The sequence below is a fragment of the Salmonella sp. 32100201201700099SM genome (assembly GCF_017572645.1).
GTDB classification, from domain to species: Bacteria; Pseudomonadota; Gammaproteobacteria; order Enterobacterales; family Enterobacteriaceae; genus Salmonella; species Salmonella enterica.
Genome location: NZ_JAGERQ010000016.1, coordinates 17222 through 42471, shown reverse-complemented (window position 1 = coordinate 42471; position 25250 = coordinate 17222). Strand labels below are relative to the sequence as shown.

General features: G+C 53.4%; 21 protein-coding genes and 4 tRNA genes. 4 read left to right on the top strand and 21 right to left on the bottom strand.

Features of this window, described 5'->3' with window-relative positions; translation table 11 throughout:
- The first annotated feature begins 17 nt into the window (after positions 1–17).
- Positions 18–1187 (top strand): uroporphyrinogen-III C-methyltransferase, encoded by a 1170-nt coding sequence (hemX, locus tag J4685_RS21035; RefSeq protein ID WP_000138955.1) that lies wholly within the window; start codon positions 18–20, stop codon positions 1185–1187.
- Positions 1188–1189: 2 nt separating this feature from the next.
- Positions 1190–2386 (top strand): protoheme IX biogenesis protein HemY, encoded by a 1197-nt coding sequence (hemY, locus tag J4685_RS21030; RefSeq protein WP_011233216.1) that lies wholly within the window; start codon positions 1190–1192, stop codon positions 2384–2386.
- 581 nt (positions 2387–2967) lie between these two features.
- Here the strand turns inward: hemY and J4685_RS21025 are convergent.
- The 20 genes from J4685_RS21025 to trxA form a co-directional block, all read right to left on the bottom strand.
- Positions 2968–3044, bottom strand: a tRNA-Pro gene (locus J4685_RS21025).
- Positions 3045–3086: 42 nt separating this feature from the next.
- Positions 3087–3173: transfer RNA gene (locus J4685_RS21020), tRNA-Leu, on the bottom strand.
- 20 nt (positions 3174–3193) lie between these two features.
- Positions 3194–3269, bottom strand: a tRNA-His gene (locus J4685_RS21015).
- Between the two features lie 54 nt (positions 3270–3323).
- Positions 3324–3400 (bottom strand) — tRNA-Arg (locus J4685_RS21010).
- A 102-nt stretch (positions 3401–3502) separates the two neighbouring features.
- Complete coding sequence (gene thrP, locus J4685_RS21005) at positions 3503–4888, bottom strand: bifunctional threonine/serine APC transporter ThrP (protein WP_000818378.1); 1386 nt, start codon at positions 4886–4888, stop codon at positions 3503–3505.
- 206 nt (positions 4889–5094) lie between these two features.
- Positions 5095–5835 carry a lipopolysaccharide N-acetylmannosaminouronosyltransferase gene (gene wecG, locus J4685_RS21000; RefSeq protein ID WP_000183626.1) on the bottom strand — a complete coding sequence of 247 codons (741 nt, stop codon included), beginning with the start codon at positions 5833–5835 and terminating at the stop codon, positions 5095–5097.
- Positions 5832–7190: an ECA oligosaccharide polymerase gene (wzyE, locus tag J4685_RS20995; protein ID WP_000055605.1), complete on the bottom strand. Its 1359-nt coding sequence runs from the start codon at positions 7188–7190 to the stop codon at positions 5832–5834. The genes wecG and wzyE overlap by 4 nt, the downstream gene beginning before the upstream one ends.
- Positions 7187–8266 (bottom strand): TDP-N-acetylfucosamine:lipid II N-acetylfucosaminyltransferase, encoded by a 1080-nt coding sequence (locus J4685_RS20990; protein WP_000217201.1) that lies wholly within the window; start codon positions 8264–8266, stop codon positions 7187–7189. Before J4685_RS20990 ends, wzyE begins: the two co-directional genes overlap by 4 nt.
- Positions 8263–9513: a lipid III flippase WzxE gene (gene wzxE, locus J4685_RS20985; protein WP_000050287.1), complete on the bottom strand. Its 1251-nt coding sequence runs from the start codon at positions 9511–9513 to the stop codon at positions 8263–8265. Before wzxE ends, J4685_RS20990 begins: the two co-directional genes overlap by 4 nt.
- A 1-nt stretch (position 9514) precedes the next feature.
- The gene (gene rffA / locus J4685_RS20980; protein ID WP_000612079.1) at positions 9515–10645 is read right to left on the bottom strand and encodes a dTDP-4-amino-4,6-dideoxygalactose transaminase; all 1131 of its coding nucleotides are present in this window, start codon (positions 10643–10645) and stop codon (positions 9515–9517) included.
- Positions 10646–10649: 4 nt separating this feature from the next.
- Complete coding sequence (gene rffC, locus J4685_RS20975) at positions 10650–11327, bottom strand: dTDP-4-amino-4,6-dideoxy-D-galactose acyltransferase (RefSeq protein ID WP_001145163.1); 678 nt, start codon at positions 11325–11327, stop codon at positions 10650–10652.
- The gene (rfbA, locus tag J4685_RS20970; RefSeq protein WP_000676077.1) at positions 11305–12186 is read right to left on the bottom strand and encodes a glucose-1-phosphate thymidylyltransferase RfbA; all 882 of its coding nucleotides are present in this window, start codon (positions 12184–12186) and stop codon (positions 11305–11307) included. The genes rffC and rfbA overlap by 23 nt, the downstream gene beginning before the upstream one ends.
- A gap of 32 nt (positions 12187–12218) precedes the next feature.
- The gene (gene rffG / locus J4685_RS20965; RefSeq protein ID WP_000822157.1) at positions 12219–13286 is read right to left on the bottom strand and encodes a dTDP-glucose 4,6-dehydratase; all 1068 of its coding nucleotides are present in this window, start codon (positions 13284–13286) and stop codon (positions 12219–12221) included.
- On the bottom strand, positions 13286–14548 hold the full coding sequence (gene wecC, locus J4685_RS20960) for a UDP-N-acetyl-D-mannosamine dehydrogenase (RefSeq protein WP_000011241.1): 1263 nt from the start codon (positions 14546–14548) through the stop codon (positions 13286–13288). The genes rffG and wecC overlap by 1 nt, the downstream gene beginning before the upstream one ends.
- On the bottom strand, positions 14545–15675 hold the full coding sequence (gene wecB, locus J4685_RS20955) for a non-hydrolyzing UDP-N-acetylglucosamine 2-epimerase (protein WP_000866683.1): 1131 nt from the start codon (positions 15673–15675) through the stop codon (positions 14545–14547). Before wecB ends, wecC begins: the two co-directional genes overlap by 4 nt.
- A 55-nt stretch (positions 15676–15730) precedes the next feature.
- Entirely contained in the window at positions 15731–16777 is a 1047-nt protein-coding gene (gene wzzE / locus J4685_RS20950) for an ECA polysaccharide chain length modulation protein (RefSeq protein WP_000193413.1), read from the bottom strand.
- Between the two features lie 11 nt (positions 16778–16788).
- The gene (wecA, locus tag J4685_RS20945) at positions 16789–17892 is read right to left on the bottom strand and encodes a UDP-N-acetylglucosamine--undecaprenyl-phosphate N-acetylglucosaminephosphotransferase (RefSeq protein ID WP_000771937.1); all 1104 of its coding nucleotides are present in this window, start codon (positions 17890–17892) and stop codon (positions 16789–16791) included.
- A 229-nt stretch (positions 17893–18121) separates the two neighbouring features.
- Positions 18122–19381, bottom strand: coding sequence for a transcription termination factor Rho (gene rho / locus J4685_RS20940; protein WP_001054532.1), 1260 nt, complete (start codon positions 19379–19381; stop codon positions 18122–18124).
- 87 nt (positions 19382–19468) lie between these two features.
- Positions 19469–19552: a rho operon leader peptide gene (locus tag J4685_RS20935; protein ID WP_134820045.1), complete on the bottom strand. Its 84-nt coding sequence runs from the start codon at positions 19550–19552 to the stop codon at positions 19469–19471.
- Between the two features lie 247 nt (positions 19553–19799).
- A complete protein-coding gene (trxA, locus tag J4685_RS20930) occupies positions 19800–20129 on the bottom strand; it encodes a thioredoxin TrxA (protein WP_001280776.1) in 330 nt (109 codons plus the stop codon).
- Positions 20130–20272: 143 nt separating this feature from the next.
- Between trxA and rhlB the strand changes: the two genes are divergently transcribed.
- Together rhlB and gppA are read left to right on the top strand one after the other, a co-directional pair.
- On the top strand, positions 20273–21538 hold the full coding sequence (rhlB, locus tag J4685_RS20925; protein WP_000047528.1) for an ATP-dependent RNA helicase RhlB: 1266 nt from the start codon (positions 20273–20275) through the stop codon (positions 21536–21538).
- Positions 21539–21656: 118 nt separating this feature from the next.
- The gene (gene gppA / locus J4685_RS20920; RefSeq protein WP_001089445.1) at positions 21657–23138 is read left to right on the top strand and encodes a guanosine-5'-triphosphate,3'-diphosphate diphosphatase; all 1482 of its coding nucleotides are present in this window, start codon (positions 21657–21659) and stop codon (positions 23136–23138) included.
- Positions 23139–23177: 39 nt separating this feature from the next.
- Here gppA and rep read toward each other — a convergent pair whose 3' ends face one another.
- Positions 23178–25202, bottom strand: coding sequence for a DNA helicase Rep (gene rep, locus J4685_RS20915; protein ID WP_001238839.1), 2025 nt, complete (start codon positions 25200–25202; stop codon positions 23178–23180).
- Between the last annotated feature and the right edge of the window lie 48 nt (positions 25203–25250).

Below are 25250 nucleotides of genomic sequence, written 5' to 3'. Positions count from 1 at the left end.
CATAATGGGATGCCATAATGACGGAACAAGAAAAATCCTCCGCCGTGGTTGATGAGACCAGGGAGAGCGTGGAAACCACGCCACAGCCAGTTAATACCGAGAAAAAAAGTAAGAACGGCGCCGCGCTGGTATTAAGCGCGGTGGCGATCGCGATTGCCCTGGCGGCAGGTATTGGGCTTTATGGCTGGGGGAAACAGCAAGCAACCGCGCAAACGGAAACCAGCGATGCGCTGGCGACGCAACTGACCGCCTTGCAAAAGGCGCAGGAGAGCCAAAAAGCGGAGCTGGAAGAGATTATCAAAAAACAAGCGGCGCAGTTAGAAGACGCGAATCGCCAACAGGCGGCGCTGGCGAAACAGCTTGATGAAGTACAACAAAAAGTCGCCACCATTTCCGGCAGCGATGCTAAAACCTGGCTGCTGGCGCAGGCTGATTTCCTGGTGAAACTCGCCGGACGCAAGCTATGGAGCGATCAGGACGTCACTACCGCCGCTGCGCTGCTCAAAAGCGCTGACGCCAGTCTGGCGGACATGAATGACCCCAGCCTGATTACCGCACGACGCGCGATTACTGACGATATCGCCAGCCTGTCATCCGTTGCGCAGATCGACTACGACGGCATTATTCTCAAGCTCAATCAGCTCTCTAACCAAATCGATAACCTGCGTCTGGCGGATAACGATACCGATGGTTCGCCGATGGATTCAGACAGCAGCGAGCTGTCCAGCTCGTTAAGCGAATGGCGCGTTAACCTGCAAAAAAGCTGGCAGAACTTTATGGACAGCTTTATTACCATTCGCCGCCGCGATGATACCGCCGTACCGCTGTTGGCGCCCAACCAGGACGTCTATTTACGCGAAAATATTCGCTCCCGCCTGTTAGTCGCCGCGCAGGCCGTGCCACGCCATCAGGAAGAAACATACCGTCAGGCGCTGGATAACGTTTCGACCTGGGTTCGCGCTTATTACGATACTGACGACGCCGCGACAAAAGCCTTCCTGGAGGAGGTCGATAAATTAAGCCAGCAAAATATTACGATGGATCTGCCGGAAACCCTGGGAAGCCAGGCGATTCTTGAAAAACTGATGCAAACCCGCGTGCGTAATCTGCTGGCGCAACCGACAGTCTCTACGGCAGCGCCTGCCACGCAGACAGACGCTCCGGCAGCCGCGCCGCAAGGAGAATAATGATGCTAAAAGTATTATTGCTCTTTGTGTTGTTGCTCGCGGGTATCGTGGTCGGCCCGATGATAGCCGGTCACCAGGGCTATGTGTTAATCCAGACCGATACCTACAACATTGAAACCAGCGTCACCGGACTGGCGATCATTCTCATCGTCGCTATGGTGGTGCTATTCGCCATTGAGTGGTTACTACGCCGTCTGTTTCGTACCGGCGCACACACCCGCGGTTGGTTTGCCGGTCGTAAACGCCGTCGCGCCCGCAAGCAGACCGAACAAGCGCTGCTGAAGCTGGCGGAGGGCGACTATCAGCAGGTTGAAAAGCTGATGTCAAAAAATGCCGACCATGCTGAACAACCGGTGGTCAATTATCTGCTGGCGGCAGAAGCGGCGCAGCAGCGCGGCGATGAAGCACGCGCTAATCAGCACCTTGAACGTGCGGCAGAGCTGGCGGGGAACGACACCATCCCGGTCGAGATCACGCGCGTGCGCTTACAGCTGGCGCGCAATGAAAATCACGCGGCGCGTCACGGCGTGGACAAACTGCTGGAGGTCACGCCGCGTCACCCGGAAGTTCTGCGTCTGGCGGAGCAGGCCTATATTCGCACCAGCGCATGGAGTTCTTTACTGGATATCATCCCATCCATGGCGAAAGCGCACGTCGGCGATGAAGCGCATCGCGCCATGCTCGAACAACAGGCGTGGATAGGACTCATGGATCAGGCGCGCGCCGAGCAGGGCAGCGAAGGATTACGCACCTGGTGGAAAAACCAAAGCCGTAAAACCCGCTATCAGGTGGCGCTGCAGGTCGCGATGGCCGAGCATCTGATCGAATGTGACGATCATGATATGGCGCAGCAGATTATCATCGACGGTCTGAAACGCCAGTATGACGATCGGCTGGTGCTGCCCATTCCTCGCCTCAGAACCAATAATCCGGAACAACTGGAGAAAGTGCTGCGTCAGCAAATCAAGACGGTAGGCGATCGCCCGCTGTTATGGAGCACGCTCGGCCAGTCGCTAATGAAACACGGTGAATGGCAGGAGGCGACTCTGGCTTTCCGCGCCGCGCTAAAACAACGCCCGGACGCGTATGATTATGCCTGGCTTGCCGATGCGCTTGATCGACTGCATCAACCGGAAGAGGCTGCCGCCATGCGGCGCGACGGCTTGATGCTGACATTACAGAACAATCCCCCGCAGTAATTCCCTCTTGCCCGGTGGCGCTTCGCTTACCGGGCTTACCGCCTACACAAAATCATTCGGGATGCATAAAAAAACGCCTGCCCGGTTAAGGGGCAGGCGTCAAAACAGGTCTGTATGACAACATAAAGGGGTGCTTCACTCAACGTTGTGTCCAGGGTGTTTGATGAGGCGTAAGCGACATCTGTCAGTGGACGATAAGCACCGTAAACGGCTCTGCATCATTCCTGAGTTTATGAGGCCAGAAGGCGAACATAAGAGATGGAATGAGCATCTACCCGTACATTATTGCACATAACGTGCCATCTTTGCACCGCTAAAAAACAGGCGCAGGCGTTAAAAAAACGTAGAGAATTCACGCGATTGACATCCCCCCGCTGCTGGCGAGGTTTTAGCGTGTCGCCCGGCGGAGACAGAACAGGATGCTTTTTACAAAGTGATTATAAATCAATAGATTACTCGTCACCGAATAGCGACAAATGAAGCTTGGGATATCGCCAACAAATCATAATGGCAACACGTGCGGGATAAGGGGTTGAAAAGGAACAGAAAACAAAAAACCCCGCCGAAGCGGGGTTTAAAATTGGTCGGCGAGAGAGGATTCGAACCTCCGACCCACTGGTCCCAAACCAGTTGCGCTACCAAGCTGCGCTACTCGCCGATATACTGCTTTTTTGAATTTTTAGTTCAATTCATTGAGTCGTGGTGCGAGGGGGGGGACTTGAACCCCCACGTCCGTAAGGACACTAACACCTGAAGCTAGCGCGTCTACCAATTCCGCCACCTTCGCGTTTCACAACTCTATATTAATGGGGTGGCTAATGGGATTCGAACCCACGACAACTGGAATCACAATCCAGGGCTCTACCAACTGAGCTATAGCCACCACTGAAACTTTTTACGCGGTATTAAACCACCGCAGCTCAAGCACCTAAATAAATGGTACGCCCGACAGGATTCGAACCTGAGACCTCTGCCTCCGGAGGGCAGCGCTCTATCCAGCTGAGCTACGGGCGCTTAGCGCCGTTGCGGGGGTGGATAATACGGACTTCACACCCCGCTGTCCAGTGCCTTTTTAAATAAAATGCGCGTTTGGTTATGCTTTGCGCATTTTGGCGCTTATTCCCCCACCTTGTGGGCGGTTCCGTGACGATTCAGGCCGAAAACTTTGTAGACCAGCGTGACGGCCAGCAGGAAGATGACGCCGACAAACAGCGACATGCGCGTATCTTCATTAAAGTACATGCCGATTAAAACGCAAACCAGAAACGCCATCGTCAAATAGTTCGCCCACGGAAACATAATGGAACGAAAAGGATGATCCGCAATCGCTTCTTTATGCGCCCGACGAAAGCGCAGTTGGCTAATCAGAATGACAAACCACGGCACCATCCCCGGCAGTACGCTGGCGCTATAAACGTAAACAAAGACGCGCTGCGGATTGGGGATGATGTAGTTCAGGCAAGAACCTACCAGCAAAATCAAAATAGAGAGCGCCACGCCCGCGACCGGCACGCCGTGGCGAGAGACTTTCGCGACTGCCGCCGGCAGTTGACGGTTTTTCGCCAGCGCGTAAAGCATACGCCCACAGCTATACATTCCGCTGTTACAGCCGGAGAGCGCCGCCGTCAGCACGACAAAGTTGATAATGCCTGCCGCGGCGGTGATGCCGATTTTCGCAAAGGTGAGCACAAAGGGACTGCCGTTGCTGCCAATCTCATTCCACGGGAAAATGGTGACGATCACGAAAATCGCGCCAACATAAAAAATCAGGATACGCCACAGCACCTTACCCACCGCGCTACGCAACGTCACCTGCGGATTCTTCGCTTCACCGGCGGTAATACCGATCAACTCAACCCCTTGATAAGAGGCCACCACGATACATAATGCGGTCAGAAAGCCTTTCCAGCCGCCGGCAAAAAAGCCGCCATGCTCGGTCAGATTACCAAAGCCAATCGCCTGGCCGCCGTTACCAAAGCCGAAGAAAATCACCCCCAGACCGATGATGATCATCACAATAATCGTGGTGACTTTGATCATCGCAAACCAGAACTCGATTTCACCATACAGGCGCACCGCAGCCAGATTCGCCAACGCGACCAGTCCGACGGCAATCAGCGCCGGTATCCACTGCGCCATCTCCGGAAACCAGAACTGGACGTAGACCCCAATGGCGGTAATTTCCGAGATCCCGACCGCCATCCACATAAACCAGTATGACCAGGCGGTAAGATAGCCAAAAAAAGGACTCATATACCGGTGGGCGTACACGGCAAAGGAGCCGGTAACAGGTTCCAGAAAGAGCATCTCCCCCATCGAACGCATGATGAAAAAGACGAACAATCCGGCGATGATATACGCCAGCAGCACTGACGGGCCCGCCCATTTCAGCGTACTGGCGGCGCCCATAAAGAGTCCGACGCCGATGGTGCCCCCGAGGGCAATCAATTCAATATGACGAGCTTCCAGCCCACGCTGTAGCTCCGGTTTTTTCTCTGCCATAAATCCTCATGTCGTGTTTGCAACGGTTCCGGTAGTACCGGTTATTGTTATGGGTACATCGATTGTTGCGAATATTTTCTTAAATTTGGACAAATGGCAAATGGAGCATTAAAAAAATGCACTTATTGTGTAATAAATCATCGATTATGTTGTAAATGAGCAGCGCCATAAGCACAATCCGCTGCTCAAGTCATCAGAAGGGAGAATTAGAGATCGCCAGTATAGTGCCAGCGAAGGTAGCGCAGCAGACGCATCTGGCGGGTAATACGCTTCGGTTGCGAAAGCAGACGATACAACCACTCCAGCCCCAGGTTCTGCCATATTTTTGGGGCGCGTTTGACGTGACCGGTAAACACATCATAGGTCCCGCCCACCCCCATATATAACGCATGGGGATGCACTTCCCGACAATCGCGCATGAGTAATTCCTGTTTTGGCGATCCCATCGCGACGGTGACAATTTTCGCGCCGCTGGCATGGATACGCGCAAATAGCGCCTGACGCTGCTCCGGCGTAAAGTAACCATCCTGGCTACCCACAATATTGACGTTCCACTGCGTCCGCAGTTTTGCTTCCGTCTGCGCCAGCACCTCAGGCTTGCCGCCGACAAGAAATACCGGTGTGCCTTCTTTCCCCGCGCGCGCCATTAACGCTTCCCAAAGGTCGGCGCCAGCCACACGAGAAACCTGCGCCTGCGGAAATTTTTTACGTATTGAACGCACCACGCTGATGCCATCGGCATATTTAAATTCCGCCGCCCCTATCAACGCGCGGACTTCCGGATTATCTTCCGCCGTCAGCAGCTTTTCGGCGTTGATCGCCACCAACGTGCCTTGCTTCAGTTGACCATCGGCAAACAGATAATTCAGCGCGTGTGACATGTCGCGCCAGCCAATCAGAGGTAACCCGCGCAGCGAGTAAAGGGGCGCAGCGGCATTATTGGTCATAGTTTTCCTTCCACCTGTGCCTGAGGGAGCGAAGTTGTACGTTTATGAATCAGTCCGGCGCTATCAAATAACCAGAACAGAAGCTTAGCGACCAGCAGGCTGGCGCCAAAAACCACCAGGAAGAAAACCACGCGCGAAACAAACGAATCCAGCCCTTCTCGCGCCAGCACAATCATATTAAAGATGGCGCCAAAGCAGAAACTGTGCAGAATCGCCGCCTTATAGCGATTGGGCTCCCGGTTACCCAGTTCATACAGCCAGTCGAACCATTTGATAATCAGCCCGACGACGATCGCGCCGAGCGGAATAAACAGCGCCCCGCCCATAACCACCAGCGATCCGATAAGCGTTGGCGATATCGCCAGGCCAGAATGGTTGTTCAGGACTTCCCAGGTGAAGTAATTCGCAGAATTCAGCACGATACTGGGTCGCCCCGGCCATAACCAGGTGGGAATAAAGACGTAGAAATCACGCACGATAGGGGCCAGCCCCTGAAAATCGATATTGTGGTAATTTTGCAACAGCAGCGCCAGATTCTCCCACGGCGAAAAGGTATCGCGCGTCAGATAAAGAAACGTATAGAACGCCTCATCGCCGCTCACATTTAATCCGTAGCGTTTGAGCGCCAGCCAGAACATACCGACAATCCCCAGCACGCCCGCCGCCGCCAGCATCCACAGGCTGATCCAGCCCCGAATAATGCCGATAAACAGGAAGATAGCAAACGCAATAATGATGTTAGCGCGCGTGCCGCCGACAATCATGTAGGTCAACAGACCAAACGCGACGGTGCTCACCAGAAAGAACAGCCACGCTTTGCTGTCCTGGCGCAGGAAATAGACCACCAGCATCGCCGGAATGAAGAAATAGAAGAACCGTTTTAACGCCACGCCGGAGACTTCGCTGGAAAATATCTGGCTGTAGGAGTGCAGCCGGAACAGCAAAAAGCCGTTATGCATAAAGAAAATCGCCACGCTCACCAGCGCGATGCCCATCAGGATCACCCAGGTAAGGTGGGTTTCCACCCGGTTCATGGTAAATAGCGGCTTGCGTGGTACATCCACAACGCGTTTGCGTAAACGCGTTTTATAGGTCACGTAATATACGCCGTAGAAACAGGCGGCGGATAATAGAGCCTGCAATAAGATTTCCGGCGGCGCGACGCCAACGTCGAAACGAAATACCAGCACGCTGGTTAGCGGAAAACCAAAAAAGAAGGTCAACAAAAACAGCAACGAAAAGAAAACGTTGAAGTTAAAACGCACGCGGCGGAATTCAAACCAGGTCAGCGTGGCGATAAACAGCGTAGAGAGCAGCCAGACCACCAGCAGCCCGCTGAATTGCATTAAACTCATTCGGCTTCTCCTGCGGCGATTCTCAACGCATTATGCCACGGTTGCAGGTAGTTGGGGCTAAAGAAGGTGATGCCGCTTTTATCTACCGATGCGAGCTGACGCTGCGCCTCGCGCACGACCTGCTCATTAAGATCGTCCGTGGTAAACAGGACGGGCAGATGCTGTTCCGCCATATCCTGCCAGAAAGGATTGTCGCGATTCAGTACGCACGGGATATCGGCCTGAATTAGCAGACACAACGTCCCAATCCCCTGTTGTCGGGCAAAAATAAAATAACCGAGGTCGCACTGACGCAATAGCGCAAGATAGGCATCAAATTCCATTTTTTCGCTAAGAATTTGTAGATTTTCGGCGCTAAATAGCGCCAGGCCGGCCTGACGAACCTCATCAATATAGGCCTGGTTATTGGCCGGATAGCCCATCGGCACCACCACGTTTACCGTATCACCAAACTGCTGATACACCGCCCGTAACGCCGCAATGTGTTGGTTACTGCGATCGCCGGAGTTCCCTACCAAAATGGTCAATTTCCCCGCACGTTGGCGCTCTTTTGCCATAGCATTCAGGGAAGGGTCCATGCGCGTCGGAAAATAGAGCAACTCGCCGCGTACGCCCGGGTGCTGGCGCGCAAAATAGCTGAGATCGCCGCGCGTCGCGAATACGCCCCCTACTCGCCCCTGCGCGATACGACGAAGCGGGTAGAAAAGGCGGAATTTCAGCCCGTTGGACACTTCGTAGAGATCCGCGCCCCAGATATGCCAATAAAACTGGGCTGGCTTAATACCGCCGCTTAACAGCGCCAGCCACAGACTGGTGTTGAACTGACCGTGAAAGAAGAATCTTTGTCGACGATTTGCTTTCGCTTTGGCGATAACCGCCTGCGCCAGCGCTTTCTTACTGCCATAAAAACGAAGCGAGAGCGCCGGACAGCTTTCCGTGAAGCCGTTATCTTCACCGGCAACCATAAATTCGCGCGCGTGCTCGCTTGTGGCAGCCAGCGTATCATTGAAAAACCGCAGCACGGTGTGGTTATGGTGAGGGATATCCGATCCCAGGACGTGAATCAGTACAGTCATGCTCGCCTACGCCAGAGTAAAAATACGCCGCAACAAAGTGAAAAATAGACAATATAGGTGACCATATAAGCCTGTGCCGCACCCAGCGCGCCGTGAGCGGGAATCAGCCAGTTAGCGAACGCCGTTAACAGAATGAACTGGCTAATTTCAGCCAGAATGTAAAATCGCAACGACGCTTTGGCAATCACCAGATAACCGAAAACATAGGCGCCGACTTTCAGCACGTCGCCCACTAACTGCCAGGCGAACAGATCGCGCATCGCGGTGAATTTGGCGGAAAAAAGCAGCCAGATAGTAAAATCGCGCAGTAGCCAGACGGTAAAACTCGCCGCCGCAACCGCCGGTAAAACAAATTTCAGCGCTTTTACCACTTCACGCGTAATGTCCTGTTTTTCCGTCAGGCGTGAGAGCGTGGGTAACAGGTAAACACTGAAGGAGGCGGTGATAAATTGCAGATAGGCGTCAGAAATACTGCTTACGCCCTGCCAGATCCCGACATCGCTCCAGCTATAGTGCGCGGCCAGTTGGTTTCGCATCATCACATAGGCGACCGGCATCGTAACGGAGGTAATCAGCGCCATCAGGGTAAATTTACTGAGCTGCTCTGCCAGACCGTTGTTCCAGGAGGGCTTGAGATAGCGTAGCGGGACGGTGCCGCGCTTAATCAGTATTATACCGGCAGGTACTACTACCAGCGCCGGCACCAGCGCCAGGCCAAGCAGAGCGCCTTCATAGCCGCCGACACGGTAGCAGAGATACCAGGCGGCGACGCCCAAAAAGCTGCCGACAATTAACGATAAGGCATTACCCGACGCGTCACGAAAGCCCTTCATTAGCGCCAGCAGCAGGTTCGCCCAGGCGATCCCCATTTGTACCAGTGCAACCAGACGCACCAGCCCTTGATAGTCCGTGTGACCGAACAATCCCTGGCTAATCGGCGCCGCCGCCAGCAGGAAGACCAGCGCCAGCAGCGTAGAGAACCCCAATACCATCGCGGAGGAGGTTCCCACCACGGTACGTAACTGCGCCGGGTCATCATGATGTTGTGCGACGAGTTTGGTAACGCCGTTAAATATCCCGGCGCCAGCCAATACGCCCAGCACGGTGATCATCTGGCGGAAGTTACCCGCTTGTCCCACGCCCGCCGGGCCAAAAGAGACGGCCAGTAGTTTCACCACCAGCAGTCCGGCGCCAATTTTTACCAGCGTACTGACCGCCGTCCACAGGGAGGCTTTAGCAAGCGACATATCAGGAGAAATAATTTAGCAAAGTAGCAATCACCGTTCGTTGATCGACGGGCGCAAGGTTATAAAACAGCGGCAGACGCAGCAAACGTTCGCTCTCTTTTGTGGTGTAGACATCGTCCCCGATAAACTCGCCGAATTTATCGCCCGCCGGACAATCATGCAGCGGAATGTAATGGAATACCGCCATGATTTCCGCCTCTTTCAGGAAATTAATCAGCGCGCTGCGATCGGCGATATCCCGCAGTTTGATGTAAAACATGTGGGCATTATGCCCGCAGTTTTCCGGAATAGAAGGCAGCTCGATACGCCCGGCGCGCGCCAGCGGCGTTAACGCATCGTAGTAAGTCTGCCACAGCGACAGACGCTGTTGATTGATACGATCGGCGGCCTCCAGTTGCGCCCACAGATAGGCAGCCTGCAGATCGGACATCAAATAACTGGAGCCGATATCCCGCCAGGTGTATTTATCCACCTGACCACGGAAGAACTGGCTACGGTTGGTGCCTTTTTCGCGGATGATCTCCGCGCGTTCAATTAGCGTACGATCGTTGATCAGCGTCGCGCCGCCTTCGCCGCCAGCGGTGTAATTTTTGGTTTCATGGAAGCTAAAACAGCCGATGTGACCGATCGTCCCTAACGCGCGCCCTTTGTACGTGGACATCACACCCTGGGCGGCATCCTCGACAACGAACAGATTATACTTATCCGCCAGCGCCATGATGACGTCCATTTCACAAGCGACGCCAGCGTAGTGTACCGGCACGATAGCACGGGTTTTATCAGTAATCGCCGCCTCAATCAGCGTTTCGTCAATATTCATCGTATCCGGACGAATATCGACAAACACAATTTTCGCGCCGCGCAGGACAAAAGCGTTAGCAGTGGAGACAAACGTAAAGCTCGGCATGATCACTTCATCGCCGGGCTGAATATCCAACAACAGAGCCGCCATCTCCAGCGATGCGGTACAGGAAGGCGTTAGCAACACCTTCGCGCTGCCGAAATGTTGCTCCAGCCACTGCTGGCAACGACGCGTAAAGCCGCCGTCGCCGCACAGTTTGCCGCTGCTCATTGCAGACTGCATGTATTCGAGTTCGGTTCCCACCACCGGCGGCGCATTAAAAGGAATCATGTTGTCACCTGTATAACCAGTACGCAGTGCTTTCGATGTTGGCACCGCTTTGTATGTAACGTTTAAGCGCGGCGGTGTTGCCCAATTGGGTCGCCACCCGCAATGTTGCTTTGCCGCGACTCTGCGCCCAACAGATCGCCGCTTGCATAAGTTCCGCTCCCGCGCCGCGTCCGGCCAACAGACCGATGCGCGCGTCGGTATCATTCAATTCCCGCAGCGAGACGTAACCGCGGATAGCGCCTGTCTCCGTGCGAAGCACCAGGCATTGGTGATCAAACGTGCCGCGTACCGCATTCTCAATCCACTGGGCGTAAAAACGGACGCTGGCGTCGGGCGCATACCACGGCGCGCGAAAACGACTCTGCGTAAACGCCTCTCCGGCCAACTGACGCAAAGCAGGAATGTCTTTAAGGTTTGCAATTTCCGCGCCATGCTGGTCGCGATGCCCTTTTACCGGCAACGCAAAATCCACCTCGCCTTCAACCAAAGAGAATCCCAGCGATTGCAACGCCGACAGCCAGGCGATGTTTTCAGCCGGCACTTTTACCTGCACGCGTTGCCACGCCTGCAGCTCTTCTGGCGTTAATTCGGGCGCTGAGGCATCGATACGCACAATGCCGCTATTCACGCCAAAGAACGTATTTTCCCAGAGTAACGGTTCAATACTGGCGCGGACGGGCACGGAGCAACTCCAGTAAATATTGGCCATAGCCGGTTTTTTCAAGCTGACTGGCGGCGCGTTTCAAACCATCATCATCCAACCAGCCGTTGCGCCAGGCAATCTCCTCCAGACAGGCAATTTTGAAGCCCTGGCGCTTTTCCACCGTCTGCACAAAAGTGCTCGCCTCAATCAGACTGTCGTGGGTGCCCGTATCCAGCCAAGCGAAGCCGCGGCCCAGCAGTTCAACGGTCAGCTTACCTTCCTCCAGATACATCTGGTTGATAGAAGTGATCTCCAGCTCGCCACGCCCGGACGGTTTCACGCGCTTCGCATACTCGACGACCTTGCTGTCATAGAAATAGAGGCCGGTGACCGCCCAGTTAGATTTAGGCTGTTTCGGCTTTTCTTCCAACGAGAGCGCGCGAAAATCATCGTCAAACTCCACGACGCCAAAGCGTTCCGGGTCCATGACCTGATAGCCAAATACCGTAGCGCCTTCGGTACGCGCCGCGACCTGACGGAGTTTGGGGCTAAAACCCTGACCAAAAAAGATATTGTCGCCCAATACCAGGCATGAGGGTTCACCGTTGAGGAACGTTTCGCCAATGATAAAGGCCTGCGCCAGCCCGTCCGGACTGGGCTGCTCGGCATAATGTAAATCGATACCGAATGCTGCGCCGTCGCCCAACAAACGCTGAAAGTCGCGTTTATCCTCCGGCGTGGTGATGATCAAGATCTCACGAATTCCCGCCAGCATTAGCACCGATAACGGATAGTAAATCATCGGTTTGTCGTAGACGGGCAGAAGCTGCTTTGACACGCCGCGCGTAATGGGATGCAACCGGGTACCGGAACCTCCCGCCAGAATGATGCCTTTCATTCGTTTCTCCTCCAGGAGTAAGAACCTGCCGTTTAGCGTTTCAGTCCTAAGCGTTCGCCCTGATAACCGCCATCCTGCACGGGTTTCCACCAGGCCTCATTGGCGAGATACCACTGAACGGTTTTTCGCATCCCGCTTTCGAAGGTTTCCTGCGGCGTCCAGCCCAGCTCGCGGGCGATTTTCGACGCGTCGATGGCATAGCGTAAGTCATGGCCGGGTCGGTCGTCGACGAAGGTAATCAGATCGTGATAATTCGCTACACCCTGCGGTTTTTGCGGGGCCAGTTCCTCCAACAGAGCGCAGATCGTCCTGACCACATCCAGATTTTTACGTTCGTTATGACCGCCGATATTATACGTTTCGCCCACCGCGCCGTTCGTCACCACGTGATACAACGCACGGGCATGATCCTCTACATACAGCCAGTCGCGAATTTGCTGACCGTTGCCATAGACCGGCAATGGTTTACCCGCCAGCGCGTTCAGAATCATCAGCGGGATCAGTTTTTCCGGGAAATGGTAGGGCCCGTAGTTATTAGAGCAGTTGGTGACAAGCGTAGGCAGACCGTAGGTACGTAACCAGGCGCGTACCAGATGGTCACTGCTGGCTTTGGAGGCGGAATAAGGGCTGCTTGGCGCATATGACGTGGTTTCGGTGAAGAAATCGTCTGCAGTATGCAGATCGCCATACACTTCATCGGTGGAGATATGGTGGAAGCGGAACGCCGCTTTAGCGTCCGCGTCAAACGCGGACCAGTAAGCGCGAGCGGCTTCCAGCAAGGTGTAAGTACCAACGATATTCGTTTCAATAAACGCCGCCGGGCCGTCGATGGAACGGTCTACATGGCTTTCCGCCGCCAGGTGCATCACGCTATCGGGCTGATACTGCTGGAAAACTCGCTCCAGTGATGCCCGATCGCAGATATCCACCTTCTCAAAGGCGAAACGGTCGCTTTGCGCCACCGACGCCAGAGACATCAGGTTGCCCGCATAGGTGAGTTTATCCACCACCACCACCGCGTCTACCGTTTCATGGATGATATGCCGCACCACCGCAGATCCGATAAAGCCTGCGCCGCCGGTCACCAGAATGCGTTTCATCAGCGCCAGACTCCTTTGGTATCAACCACATAACGTTGATGAACCGCATCGCCGGGGATAGCTTTAAATTCGTCGTGATCGACCAGCATCACCAGCACATCGGCGGCGGCCAGCGCCGCGTCCAGCTTCGCCAGCGTGCAAAGTCCGTCCAATTTTTTCGGCAACTGACGGATATTCGGTTCGACGACCAGGGTTTCGCCGCTGTGCCAGCGGGCGATACTTTGCGCGATCCCCATCGCCGGGCTTTCGCGCAGATCGTCGATATTCGGCTTAAAGGCCAGCCCAAAACAGGCGATTTTCACTTCGCTGGCGCGTTTATCGGTGGCCGCCAGGCAATCTGCGACCGCGGCTTTTACCTGATCGACTACCCAGTGCGGTTTGCTGTCGTTCACTTCACGCGCGGTGCGAATCAGTCTCGCCTGCTGCGGATTTTGCGCCACAATAAACCACGGATCGACCGCAATGCAGTGCCCGCCAACGCCTGGGCCCGGCTGCAAAATATTGACGCGCGGATGGCGGTTCGCCAGACGGATCAATTCCCAGACGTTAATCCCCTGTTCGGCGCAAATCAGCGACAATTCATTCGCAAAGGCGATATTCACATCACGGAAGCTATTTTCCGTCAGCTTGCACATCTCTGCGGTGCGCGAGTTGGTGACAACGCATTCGCCCTCAAGGAAAATTTTGTACAGCGCGCTGGCGCGAGCCGAACATACTGGCGTCATACCGCCAATCACGCGGTCATTTTTAATGAGTTCCACCATCACCTGACCCGGCAGCACACGCTCCGGACAATAGGCGATATTCACGTCGGCCTGCTCGCCCGCCTGCTGGGGAAAGGTCAGATCCGGGCGCATCCCGGCCAGCCAGCCAGCCATTTGCTCCGTTGCGCCGACCGGCGATGTTGATTCCAGAATCACCAGTGCCCCTTTTTTTAATACCGGCGCAATGGATTTCGCCGCGGCTTCCACATAGGCCATGTCAGGGTCGTGATCGCCTTTGAATGGCGTCGGCACGGCAATCAGGTACGCATCGGCCTCGACAGGTGTCGTCGTCGCACGCAGAAAGCCGCCTTCCACCGCCATCTTCACCACATTGCCCAACGCCGGCTCCACGATGTGAATTTCACCGCGATTTATGGTGTCTACCGCATGTTGGTTGATATCCACGCCGATAACCTGCTTCTGGCGGGAAGCAAAAGCGGCCGCAGTCGGTAATCCGATATACCCCAGCCCAATAACAGAAATGGTCGTAAAACTCATAACGATACCCGATAACTTTTTAACGCCTGTAAAATGCGCGCGCATGATTGCCCGTCACCATAAGGATTATGGGCGCGGCTCATGGTTTGATATTCATTTTCGTCGTGCAGCAGACGCATAACTTCCGCCACAATGCGCCGGGAGTCCGTGCCGATCAGTCTTACCGTACCAGCGGTAACGGCTTCCGGACGCTCTGTGGTTTCACGCATGACCAATACCGGCTTACCTAATGACGGCGCTTCTTCCTGAATACCGCCGGAATCGGTCAGAATGAGCCAGGCGTGATTCATCAGCCAGACAAAAGGTAAGTAGTCCTGCGGCTCAATCAGTACCACGTTTTCAACATGGCCGAGGATACGGTTGACAGGTTCGCTGACGTTGGGATTGAGATGCACCGGATAGACAATTTGCACATTCTGGTTCGCGGCGGCGATTTCCGCCAGCGCCTGGCAGATATGCTCAAAGCCCTGACCAAAGCTTTCACGCCGATGACCGGTCACTAAAATCATCTTCTTATTCGCGTTGAGGAAAGGATACTGCTCGGCCAGTTCAGCCCGTAATATATCGCTCGTCAGAACGCGATCGCGTACCCAGATCAGCGCGTCGATAACGGTATTGCCAGTGACAAAAATGCGCTCATCCGGAATGTTCTCCCGCAACAGATTCTGCCGCGAGTTTTCCGTCGGCGCAAAGTGGTACATCGCCAGATGTCCGGTCAGCGTGCGGTTTGCCTCTTCCGGCCAGGGGGAATAGAGATCGCCGGTTCGCAACCCGGCTTCTACGTGCCCTACCGGAATTCGTTGATAGAAAGCCGCCAGGCTGGTAGCAATCGTAGTGGTGGTATCGCCATGAACCAGCACCACATCAGGTTTAAAATCTGCCAGGATCGGCTTTAATCCCTCCAGAATTCGGCAGGTAATTTCCGTCAACCCCTGTCCCGGCTGCATAATGTTGAGATCGTAATCAGGCACAATAGAAAAAAGAGTTAATACCTGATCAAGCATCTCCCGATGCTGCGCAGTAACGCATACTTTGGCCTCGAAATGAGGATCTTTTTCCAGCGCATGGACCAGAGGCGCCATCTTAATGGCCTCCGGTCGTGTACCAAATACAGTCAGTACTTTCACATCGATTCTCTTCGAATAGACAGTAGGGGCCCAGCCCCCTACTGCAGAGGTGTTGCTAAATCGTGCGGCGACGGGTTAAGGCAACGCCCGCACCGATTAGCGCCCCAACGATACCCCACATGATCATCAGGAAGGCTCGGCGTGGGCTATCACGTTTTACCGGTTCTTCCGGCGTACGCAAATAACGATAGGTCTGAAAACGAGGGTCCAGGGTCGGCCCCACATTAAGCGTATTCAACATTGCCCGATTTTGAAAGTAGTCCAAATCGAACGCAGGGCCAACCGCTTGCAGATTTTCAAGACGCGCCTGCAACATAGGGCGACCGAGTAAAAAAAGCTCTGAGTCCGGTAATTCATCAGCCGGAACATCCGTCGCGCTACGAGAAATATTATGTTGTTCCGCAATTTTGAGCGCCTGCTCAATACTGTTTACACGACGTGAATAGATCGCTTTCGCAACCTCTTCCTGCCGTTTGACCTGCGCTTTCATCTGCACGGTACGCGCAGCCCAGGCACCTTTTAATTCATCATTCAGATGGCTCGCTGCCCGCTGACTGGCGAATGCGACATACTGACGCAGCAGATTATTGGCGTCCGGCGCAGTTTCAGCAATCAGCTTCACGTTGTCATTGATAGCGCGTGTAAAATCGCCTGGCGTAAACTGTATGTTATTGATCAGTTCATCAAGCATCGCCGCATCAGCTTTGCTATTCCCGACCATTCGCTGCTTGTAATAGTCCGTCTGTAACCAGAAATCGCGACGCGTATCCCAGGAGGCAAGCTGCATGATGAACTCTTTATACGCTTCATCCATCACCGAGGGCTTATCGGAAGAAGCAGGATCGGTCTTAATATCCAGGTTGCGCAGAAACTGCTGCTGGGAGTAATAACCGCCCAACATATTTACGGTTGGGCGATCGGTGATCGCCGTCGCACTCCACTCCTGACGAGCAAAAAAGGTATAGGCTAACGCGATAAGGGCAAATAGCAGGCCAATGCCGATAATCCAGAATTTGCCAGCCCATAAAGTACGAAACAACCCGCGAATATCCAGTTCATTTTCAGCGCTCACCGCGCGTGCCCCCGGTAATGGTTGTGTCATCGTATCCTCATTTACTTGGTTAAGTTTGGCCGGTTCTCACGTTGCCTGCGCAGGCGACGCTTCACACGCTTAATAAATCTCGCCACCTTCCAGGCCCGCTTAATGCAGTAGCCATAGAGGAAGAATGCTAGCAAAAAGAGCACCAACATAACCCATTCAGGAACAAAATGAGAGTATTCTGCCGTTACGCCTACTCCCGCCAGAATCGCCGCTGCGAGCGTAATAAGAACAAATGCCTGGCGGGAAGTAAACCCTGCTCGCATAACCAAATGATGAATATGTTGGCGATCAGGGGAAAAGGGGCTCATCCCTTTACGCAGACGGCGATACATAATCGCCACCATATCCATCAATGGAATAGCGATAATCCATAGCGCGGTAACCGGGCTGATAGAGTGAGTTTTCCCCTGCGTCGTTTCCAGTAAGAGCCAGATGACGGTAAAGCCAATCAGTGTACTACCGGCATCGCCCATAAAGACTTTGTAACGCCGCCCCAAAATACCGAGATTAAGCATAATGTAAGGCAGAATCGCGGCGATCATGGCAAAGCACCACATTGCCAGACTAGTCTGACCATCAAACCATAAAATCAGCCCCATCGCCGCAAATGAGACGCTGGATAACCCACCCAGCAGGCCGTCAATACCGTCCACCATATTGAAAGCGTTGATCGCCGCCCATACCGCAAACAGAGTAAGGAAATAGCCAAAGGGGCCAAGCACTAACTCCCAAGGCCCAAAGATGTAACCAAGGCTACCTAAGTGAAGTTTTGCGATAACCATCATTACAACCGCAATAACAGCCTGAACCACAGCACGAATTTTTACACTGATATCAAAACGGTCATCCATCGCACCAACAAAAACCAATACACCAGCGCAAATAAGATATAGCGATAAGTGCGGTATGTAGTAATCCGAGAGGCCAAACATAAAGCAGATTCCTGCAAACACAGAAATCCCGCCGACTAATGGGATAACGCCCTGATGTCGTTTACGAAAGTTTGGTTTATCCACTAAACCAATTTTTATGGCTACTTTTCGCGCAAGAAAAATAAAAATGGTCGTGAATAAAAAAATACTGATTAGCTCAGATAAAGCGGTGAGTAACTTCACAGTGTATGTGCTCTCAGCATATATCATTTCCTTAAAGTATAATGCGTTACGCCAGCTCCTAGAAGAGACCTGTTAGAACATTACACTTTTTACCGCAAACAATGTGTATTGTGCATGGTGTTACTCTGTAGCGCATATCCCGATGACCAGTTTATATGACATGACGCCAGGATGAATCGCAAAACAAAAACGCCACGTAAAAACGTGGCGTTTTCAGGTAAAGACCAGGTTATGAGCGCTTCATCATCTCGAAAAAGTCGTCATTAGTTTTGGTCATCGCCAGTTTGTTAATGAGGAATTCCATCGCGTCAATTTCACCCATCGGATGGATGATTTTACGCAGGATCCACATTTTCTGCAGCTCTTCCTGAGTGGTGAGCAGCTCTTCTTTACGGGTACCGGAACGGTTGTAGTCGATAGCCGGGAAGACACGTTTTTCAGCGATCTTACGCGAGAGATGCAGCTCCATGTTACCGGTGCCTTTAAACTCTTCGTAGATAACTTCGTCCATCTTGGAACCGGTATCGATTAGCGCCGTCGCGATGATAGTCAGGCTACCGCCCTCTTCCACGTTACGCGCCGCGCCGAAGAAACGCTTCGGACGATGCAGGGCGTTAGCGTCCACACCACCGGTCAATACTTTACCGGAAGCCGGCACCACGGTGTTGTAGGCACGCGCCAGACGGGTGATGGAGTCGAGCAGGATGATAACGTCTTTCTTGTGTTCAACCAGACGTTTCGCCTTCTCGATAACCATTTCGGCAACCTGAACGTGGCGGGATGCCGGTTCGTCAAAGGTAGACGCAACCACTTCGCCTTTCACCAGACGCTGCATCTCGGTTACTTCTTCCGGACGTTCGTCAATCAGCAGCACCATCAGCACGCAGTCTGGGTGGTTATACGCGATGCTCTGCGCGATGTTCTGCAGCAGCATGGTTTTACCCGCTTTCGGCGGCGCGACAATCAGACCGCGCTGGCCGCGACCGATCGGCGAAGCCAGATCCAGAACGCGCGCCGTTAAGTCTTCGGTAGAACCGTTACCACGCTCCATACGCAGACGAGAGTTTGCGTGCAGCGGGGTTAAGTTCTCAAAGAGGATTTTGTTACGGGCGTTTTCCGGTTTGTCGTAGTTAACTTCGTTAACTTTCAACAGCGCAAAATAGCGTTCACCTTCTTTCGGCGGGCGAATCTTACCAGAAATGGTATCACCAGTGCGGAGGTTGAAACGGCGGATTTGGCTGGGGGAAACGTAGATATCATCAGGACCGGCGAGGTAGGAGCTGTCTGCAGAACGGAGGAAACCAAATCCATCCTGCAATATCTCCAGCACACCGTCGCCAAAGATATCTTCGCCACTCTTTGCGTGCTGCTTCAGGATGGCAAAAATAATGTCCTGCTTGCGCATACGGGCCAGGTTTTCAAGCCCCATACTTTCGCCGAGAGTGATCAGCTCAGAAACCGGCGTATTCTTTAATTCGGTAAGATTCATAATGGTGTGAGTTCTTAAACTTGGGGTAAATCTCGAACTTAATGTTGTGAATGGTATGGCAGGGTCATCCATGCCTGTTTACGGCTATCAACTCATGTCTGTTCGCTGTCTGGTCACAGGAAAGTACGCAGAACTGAAACGACAAGACGGAATGAGCGAAGAGCCAGGAATCTTTCCACTTCTCGTGCGAGAAAAAACGGGAAGTGACGGATAAAACCAGATTCAAACTTAATAAGGTATGTTTAATTCGAAGTCAATACTAACTTAGCACGACTCAGACCGGGCGTCCAGAGATCCTGACAATTTAAGAATAACGTAAGGACAACAGACGCCACGAAACTGCCTGATACCTTAATCATTCGTCGAATGACAGACGCCTGACCATACAGCGCCTTTGTCATTCGACGTATAAAAGGTATTACGCCAGATTGGCGTCGAGAAACTCTTTCAACTGACCTTTAGACAGTGCGCCTACTTTGGTTGCCGCCACTTCGCCATTTTTAAACAGCAGCAGAGTCGGAATACCGCGGATGCCATATTTAGGCGCAGTACCTGGGTTCTGGTCAATGTTCAGTTTGGCAACGGTCAATTTGCCCTGATATTCGTCAGCGATTTCATCCAGAATCGGAGCGATCATTTTACACGGCCCGCACCACTCTGCCCAGAAATCAACGAGGATAGCCCCGTCCGCTTTGAGTACATCCGTGTCAAAACTGTCGTCAGTCAGGTGAATAATTTTATCGCTCATATATAACTCCACAGGAATAAGCCTGGCGTGTTGGTGTAGCATTAACCAACGAGGTGCTGATGTTAACTTCGCCAACAAAGGTTGACTTTATTTCACCGGATACGCTTTCGTAAAGCAATAGTAAGCTGATATTCTACCACACTATGAGCAAAACACATTTAACAGAACAGAAGTTTTCCGACTTCGCCCTGCACCCACAGGTGGTTGAAGCCCTTGAAAAAAAAGGGTTTTATAATTGTACGCCCATTCAGGCACTGGCCCTTCCGCTAACGCTGGCGGGTCGTGACGTTGCAGGGCAGGCGCAAACCGGTACCGGGAAAACGATGGCGTTTCTGACGTCAACGTTTCATTATTTACTTTCTCATCCCGCGATCGACGATCGCAAGGTGAACCAGCCGCGCGCGCTGATCATGGCGCCGACGCGTGAATTAGCCGTACAAATTCACGCAGACGCGGAGCCGTTGGCGCAAGCGACAGGCTTAAAATTAGGCCTGGCTTACGGCGGCGATGGTTACGACAAGCAGCTTAAAGTGCTGGAAAGCGGCGTTGATATTCTTATTGGTACGACGGGCCGACTGATCGACTACGCCAAACAAAATCACATTAACCTCGGCGCCATTCAGGTCGTCGTACTCGATGAAGCCGATCGCATGTACGATTTGGGCTTTATTAAAGATATCCGCTGGCTGTTCCGTCGTGTGCCGCCGGCTGCGCAGCGTCTGAACATGTTGTTCTCCGCCACCCTGTCTTATCGGGTTCGCGAACTGGCGTTTGAACAGATGAACAACGCCGAATATGTTGAAGTGGAACCGGAGCAAAAGACCGGCCACCGCATTAAAGAAGAGCTTTTCTATCCCTCTAATGAAGAGAAAATGCGTTTACTGCAAACGCTGATCGAAGAAGAGTGGCCGGATCGCGCCATTATTTTCGCCAACACCAAGCATCGTTGCGAAGATATCTGGGGACACCTGGCGGCAGATGGCCATCGTGTTGGTCTGCTGACCGGCGATGTCGCGCAGAAAAAGCGCCTGCGGATTCTGGATGAGTTCACCCGCGGCGATCTGGATATTCTTGTGGCGACCGATGTCGCGGCGCGCGGGTTGCATATCCCCGCCGTAACGCACGTCTTTAACTACGATCTGCCAGACGATTGTGAAGACTATGTTCACCGTATCGGTCGTACCGGTCGCGCTGGCGCCAGCGGACATTCCATCAGCCTGGCTTGCGAAGAGTATGCGCTGAATCTGCCCGCTATTGAGAGCTATATCGGCCACTCGATTCCGGTCAGCAAATACAATCCGGAAGCGCTCATGAACGATCTGCCCAAGCCGTTGCGCCTGACGCGTTCGCGTCCTGGCAATGGTCCGCGCCGCGCTGGCGCTCCGCGTAATCGTCGTCGTTCAGGTTAAGAAAAGTTATGCCATACACAAAATCATTTAGCCTGTATCAAGGCGGCAAGAAAACAAATCCCGATGAGCTTAGGAAGAGTACGCAGCCAACACGGATACAGGTTGAAGGATGAAGTGTATGAATTCCACCTCGTTGTATGCCGCCATTGATCTCGGTTCCAATAGTTTTCATATGCTGGTCGTGCGCGAGGCGGCGGGAAGCATCCAGACGCTGACCCGAATCAAACGTAAGGTGCGTCTGGCCGCGGGTCTGAACAACGACAACCACCTTTCAGCCGAAGCGATGGAACGCGGCTGGCAATGCCTGCGTCTGTTTGCTGAACGTTTGCAGGATATCCCGCAGCCGCAAATCCGCGTGGTTGCCACCGCAACATTGCGTCTCGCCGTTAATGCGGGGGAATTTATCGCGAAAGCGCAGACTATCCTTGGTTGTCCGGTGCAGGTTATCAGCGGCGAAGAAGAGGCGCGGCTGATTTATCAGGGAGCCGCTCATACCACCGGCGGCGCAGATCAGCGACTGGTGGTGGATATCGGCGGCGCCAGCACTGAACTGGTTACCGGCACTGGCGCGCAAACCACGTCGCTGTTTAGCCTGTCGATGGGCTGCGTAACGTGGCTTGAACGCTATTTTAGCGATCGTAATCTGGCGCAAGAAAACTTTGATGATGCGGAGAAAGCCGCGCGCGATGTACTGCGTCCGGTCGCCGATGAACTGCGTTTTCATGGCTGGAAGGTCTGCGTGGGTGCCTCCGGCACCGTACAGGCATTGCAGGAAATCATGATGGCGCAGGGGATGGACGAGCGCATTACGCTCGCCAAACTACAGCAGCTGAAACAACGCGCGATACAGTGCGGACGTCTGGAAGAGCTGGAAATCGAAGGCCTGACGCTGGAGCGCGCGCTGGTTTTCCCAAGCGGGCTGGCTATTCTGATCGCCATATTTACCGAGCTGAACATCCAGAGCATGACGCTGGCAGGCGGCGCGTTACGCGAAGGGCTGGTGTATGGGATGTTGCATCTGGCGGTAGATCAGGATATCCGCAGCCGCACGCTGCGAAACATTCAGCGTCGGTTTATCGTCGATACCGATCAGGCGAATCGCGTGGCGAAGCTGGCAGATAACTTCCTCAAACAGGTAGAAAATGCCTGGCATATTGAGCCTATCAGTCGTGAACTGTTGCTGAGCGCTTGCCAATTGCATGAGATCGGTCTGAGCGTTGATTTTAAACAGGCACCCTATCATGCCGCCTATTTAGTACGCCATTTGGATCTGCCTGGCTATACGCCCGCGCAGAAAAAGTTGCTCGCCACCCTCTTACTGAACCAAACCAATCCGGTCGATCTCTCTTCGCTTCATCAGCAAAACGCGGTACCGCCCCGTGTTGCGGAACAGCTATGCCGTTTGCTGCGACTGGCGATTCTTTTTGCCGGTCGCCGTCGTGACGATCTGGTACCAGAAATTACGCTACAGGCGCTAAATGAAAATCTGACGTTAACCTTGCCTGGCGACTGGCTGGCGCACCACCCGCTGGGTAAAGAGTTGATTGATCAGGAAAGCCAGTGGCAAAGCTATGTACACTGGCCGCTGGACGTTCGCTAACCGTAGTTTGATTGCCGGATGACGCTTCGCTTATCCGGCCTACGATTTCGCTCGCTTTGCCGCCATCATGGCTTTCAGATTAGCCAGGTGACTTTGCCCTTTTTGCATTCGCTCCTCCGCGCTTACCACTTTGCGCTCCTGCTCCCAGATTAAATCATCCTGCGGTAGTTCTAACAGGAAGCGGCTGGGTTCCGGGCGCACCAGTTCCCCATACTGACGGCGCTCTTTACATAATGTAAAGGTGAGCTCTTTCTGCGCACGAGTGATCCCGACATAGGCCAGCCGACGCTCTTCCTCAATATTGTCTTCGTCAATGCTGCTTTGATGCGGCAAAAATCCTTCTTCCATTCCCACCATATAGACATACGGGAATTCCAGTCCTTTCGACGCATGAAGCGTCATCAACTGTACCTGATCCAGCTCTTCTTCGCTCTCGCCGCGCTCCATCATATCGCGCAGCGTAAAGCGTGTAACCACCAGGGTGAGCGTCATCGGCTCATCGAGTTCGTTGCCTTCCAGCATCTCAGTCATCCAGCTAAAGAGCTGGTTAACGTTTTTCATACGCATTTCCGCCGCTTTGGGGCTCGGCGAGGTTTCGTACAACCAGGATTCATAGTCAATACCGTGGATGAGATCGCGCACGGCGGCGACAGGCTCACGTTCGGCCAGACGCTGGATTTCCCCCAGCCAGTGGGTAAAACGCGTCAATGAATCGTAACCACGTCCGGTCAGCTTCTGGCTAAGCCCCATATCAAAGCTGGCGGTAAAAAGGCTTTTATTACGCGTCATTGCCCATTCACCCAGCTTTTGCAGAGTGGCCGGGCCGATTTCGCGTTTTGGCGTATTCACGATGCGCAGGAAAGCGCTGTCATCATCCGGGTTGGTCAACACCCGCAGATAGGCCAGCAAGTCTTTAATCTCCGGACGGGAGAAAAATGAGGTGCCGCCGGAAATTTTGTACGGAATGCGGTTCTGCATGAGGAATTTTTCAAATACCCGCGACTGATGATTCCCGCGATACAGAATGGCGTAATCCTTGTACTGGGTCTTGTTCACAAAGTGATGGGCAATCAGTTCGCCGGTAACGCGCTCAGCTTCATGCTCTTCATTGTTTGCGCTTAACACTTTGAGTTCCGCGCCGTAACCGAGTTCGGAAAAGAGGCGCTTTTCAAAGACGTGCGGATTGTTGGCGATGAGAATATTTGCCGCTTTCAGGATGCGGCCCGAAGAACGATAGTTTTGCTCCAGCTTAATCACCTGCAGCGCCGGAAAATCCTGGCTCAGTAACACCAGGTTTTGCGGACGCGCCCCGCGCCAGGAGTAGATAGACTGATCGTCATCGCCTACGACCGTAAAGCGCGCGCGTTGCCCAACCAGCAGCTTAACCAACTCATACTGGCTGGTGTTAGTATCCTGATATTCATCCACCAGCAGATAACGAATTTTATTCTGCCAGCGCTCGCGCACCTCGTCATTGCGTTGCAGCAGCAGCGTCGGCAGCAAAATCAAATCATCAAAATCGAGAACGTTACATGCCTTCATATGGGCGTCGTAAAGCCCGTAGCAGTGGGCAAAAATACGATCGCGTTCACCTTTCGCCCCCGCCGCTGCCTGTGCAGGCGTTTTGAGATCGTTTTTCCAGTTGGAGATCGTGGAGATCAACTGTTGCAACAGAACCTTGTCGTCTTCGATCAGGCCTTCGGTCAGCTCTTTGAGCAAGGCGACCTGGTCGGTATCGTCAAACAATGAAAAGTTCGATTTCATCCCCAGCGCAGCGTACTCGCGCTTAATAATATCCAGCCCTAGCGTATGAAAGGTGGAGATCATCAAACCGCGCGCTTCCTTACGGCCGAGCGTCTGCCCGACACGTTCTTTCATCTCACGCGCTGCCTTGTTGGTAAACGTCACCGCCGCAATATGCCGGGCCTGATAGCCGCATCCGCGGATCAGGTGGGCGATTTTATTGGTAATTACGCGAGTTTTACCAGAACCCGCTCCTGCCAGCACCAGGCAGGGTCCGGTGACGAATTCGACAGCGTGTTGTTGGCCAGGATTTAAACGCATAGGAATAGTGCTCAATCTTCGAACGGGGGAGGGATTGTAGCAGAAAGC

Bases quoted from the DNA above. Each gene is read 5' to 3' on its own strand.
- hemX (WP_000138955.1), top strand. From the start codon at position 18: ATGACGGAACAAGAAAAATCCTCCGCCGTGGTTGATGAGACCAGGGAG.
- hemY (WP_011233216.1), top strand. From the start codon at position 1,190: ATGCTAAAAGTATTATTGCTCTTTGTGTTGTTGCTCGCGGGTATCGTG.
- thrP (WP_000818378.1), bottom strand. From the start codon at position 4,888: ATGGCAGAGAAAAAACCGGAGCTACAGCGTGGGCTGGAAGCTCGTCAT.
- wecG (WP_000183626.1), bottom strand. From the start codon at position 5,835: ATGACCAATAATGCCGCTGCGCCCCTTTACTCGCTGCGCGGGTTACCT.
- wzyE (WP_000055605.1), bottom strand. From the start codon at position 7,190: ATGAGTTTAATGCAATTCAGCGGGCTGCTGGTGGTCTGGCTGCTCTCT.
- J4685_RS20990 (WP_000217201.1), bottom strand. From the start codon at position 8,266: ATGACTGTACTGATTCACGTCCTGGGATCGGATATCCCTCACCATAAC.
- wzxE (WP_000050287.1), bottom strand. From the start codon at position 9,513: ATGTCGCTTGCTAAAGCCTCCCTGTGGACGGCGGTCAGTACGCTGGTA.
- rffA (WP_000612079.1), bottom strand. From the start codon at position 10,645: ATGATTCCTTTTAATGCGCCGCCGGTGGTGGGAACCGAACTCGAATAC.
- rfbA (WP_000676077.1), bottom strand. From the start codon at position 12,186: ATGAAAGGCATCATTCTGGCGGGAGGTTCCGGTACCCGGTTGCATCCC.
- rffG (WP_000822157.1), bottom strand. From the start codon at position 13,286: ATGAAACGCATTCTGGTGACCGGCGGCGCAGGCTTTATCGGATCTGCG.
- wecC (WP_000011241.1), bottom strand. From the start codon at position 14,548: ATGAGTTTTACGACCATTTCTGTTATTGGGCTGGGGTATATCGGATTA.
- wzzE (WP_000193413.1), bottom strand. From the start codon at position 16,777: ATGACACAACCATTACCGGGGGCACGCGCGGTGAGCGCTGAAAATGAA.
- rho (WP_001054532.1), bottom strand. From the start codon at position 19,381: ATGAATCTTACCGAATTAAAGAATACGCCGGTTTCTGAGCTGATCACT.
- trxA (WP_001280776.1), bottom strand. From the start codon at position 20,129: ATGAGCGATAAAATTATTCACCTGACTGACGACAGTTTTGACACGGAT.
- rhlB (WP_000047528.1), top strand. From the start codon at position 20,273: ATGAGCAAAACACATTTAACAGAACAGAAGTTTTCCGACTTCGCCCTG.
- gppA (WP_001089445.1), top strand. From the start codon at position 21,657: ATGAATTCCACCTCGTTGTATGCCGCCATTGATCTCGGTTCCAATAGT.
- rep (WP_001238839.1), bottom strand. From the start codon at position 25,202: ATGCGTTTAAATCCTGGCCAACAACACGCTGTCGAATTCGTCACCGGA.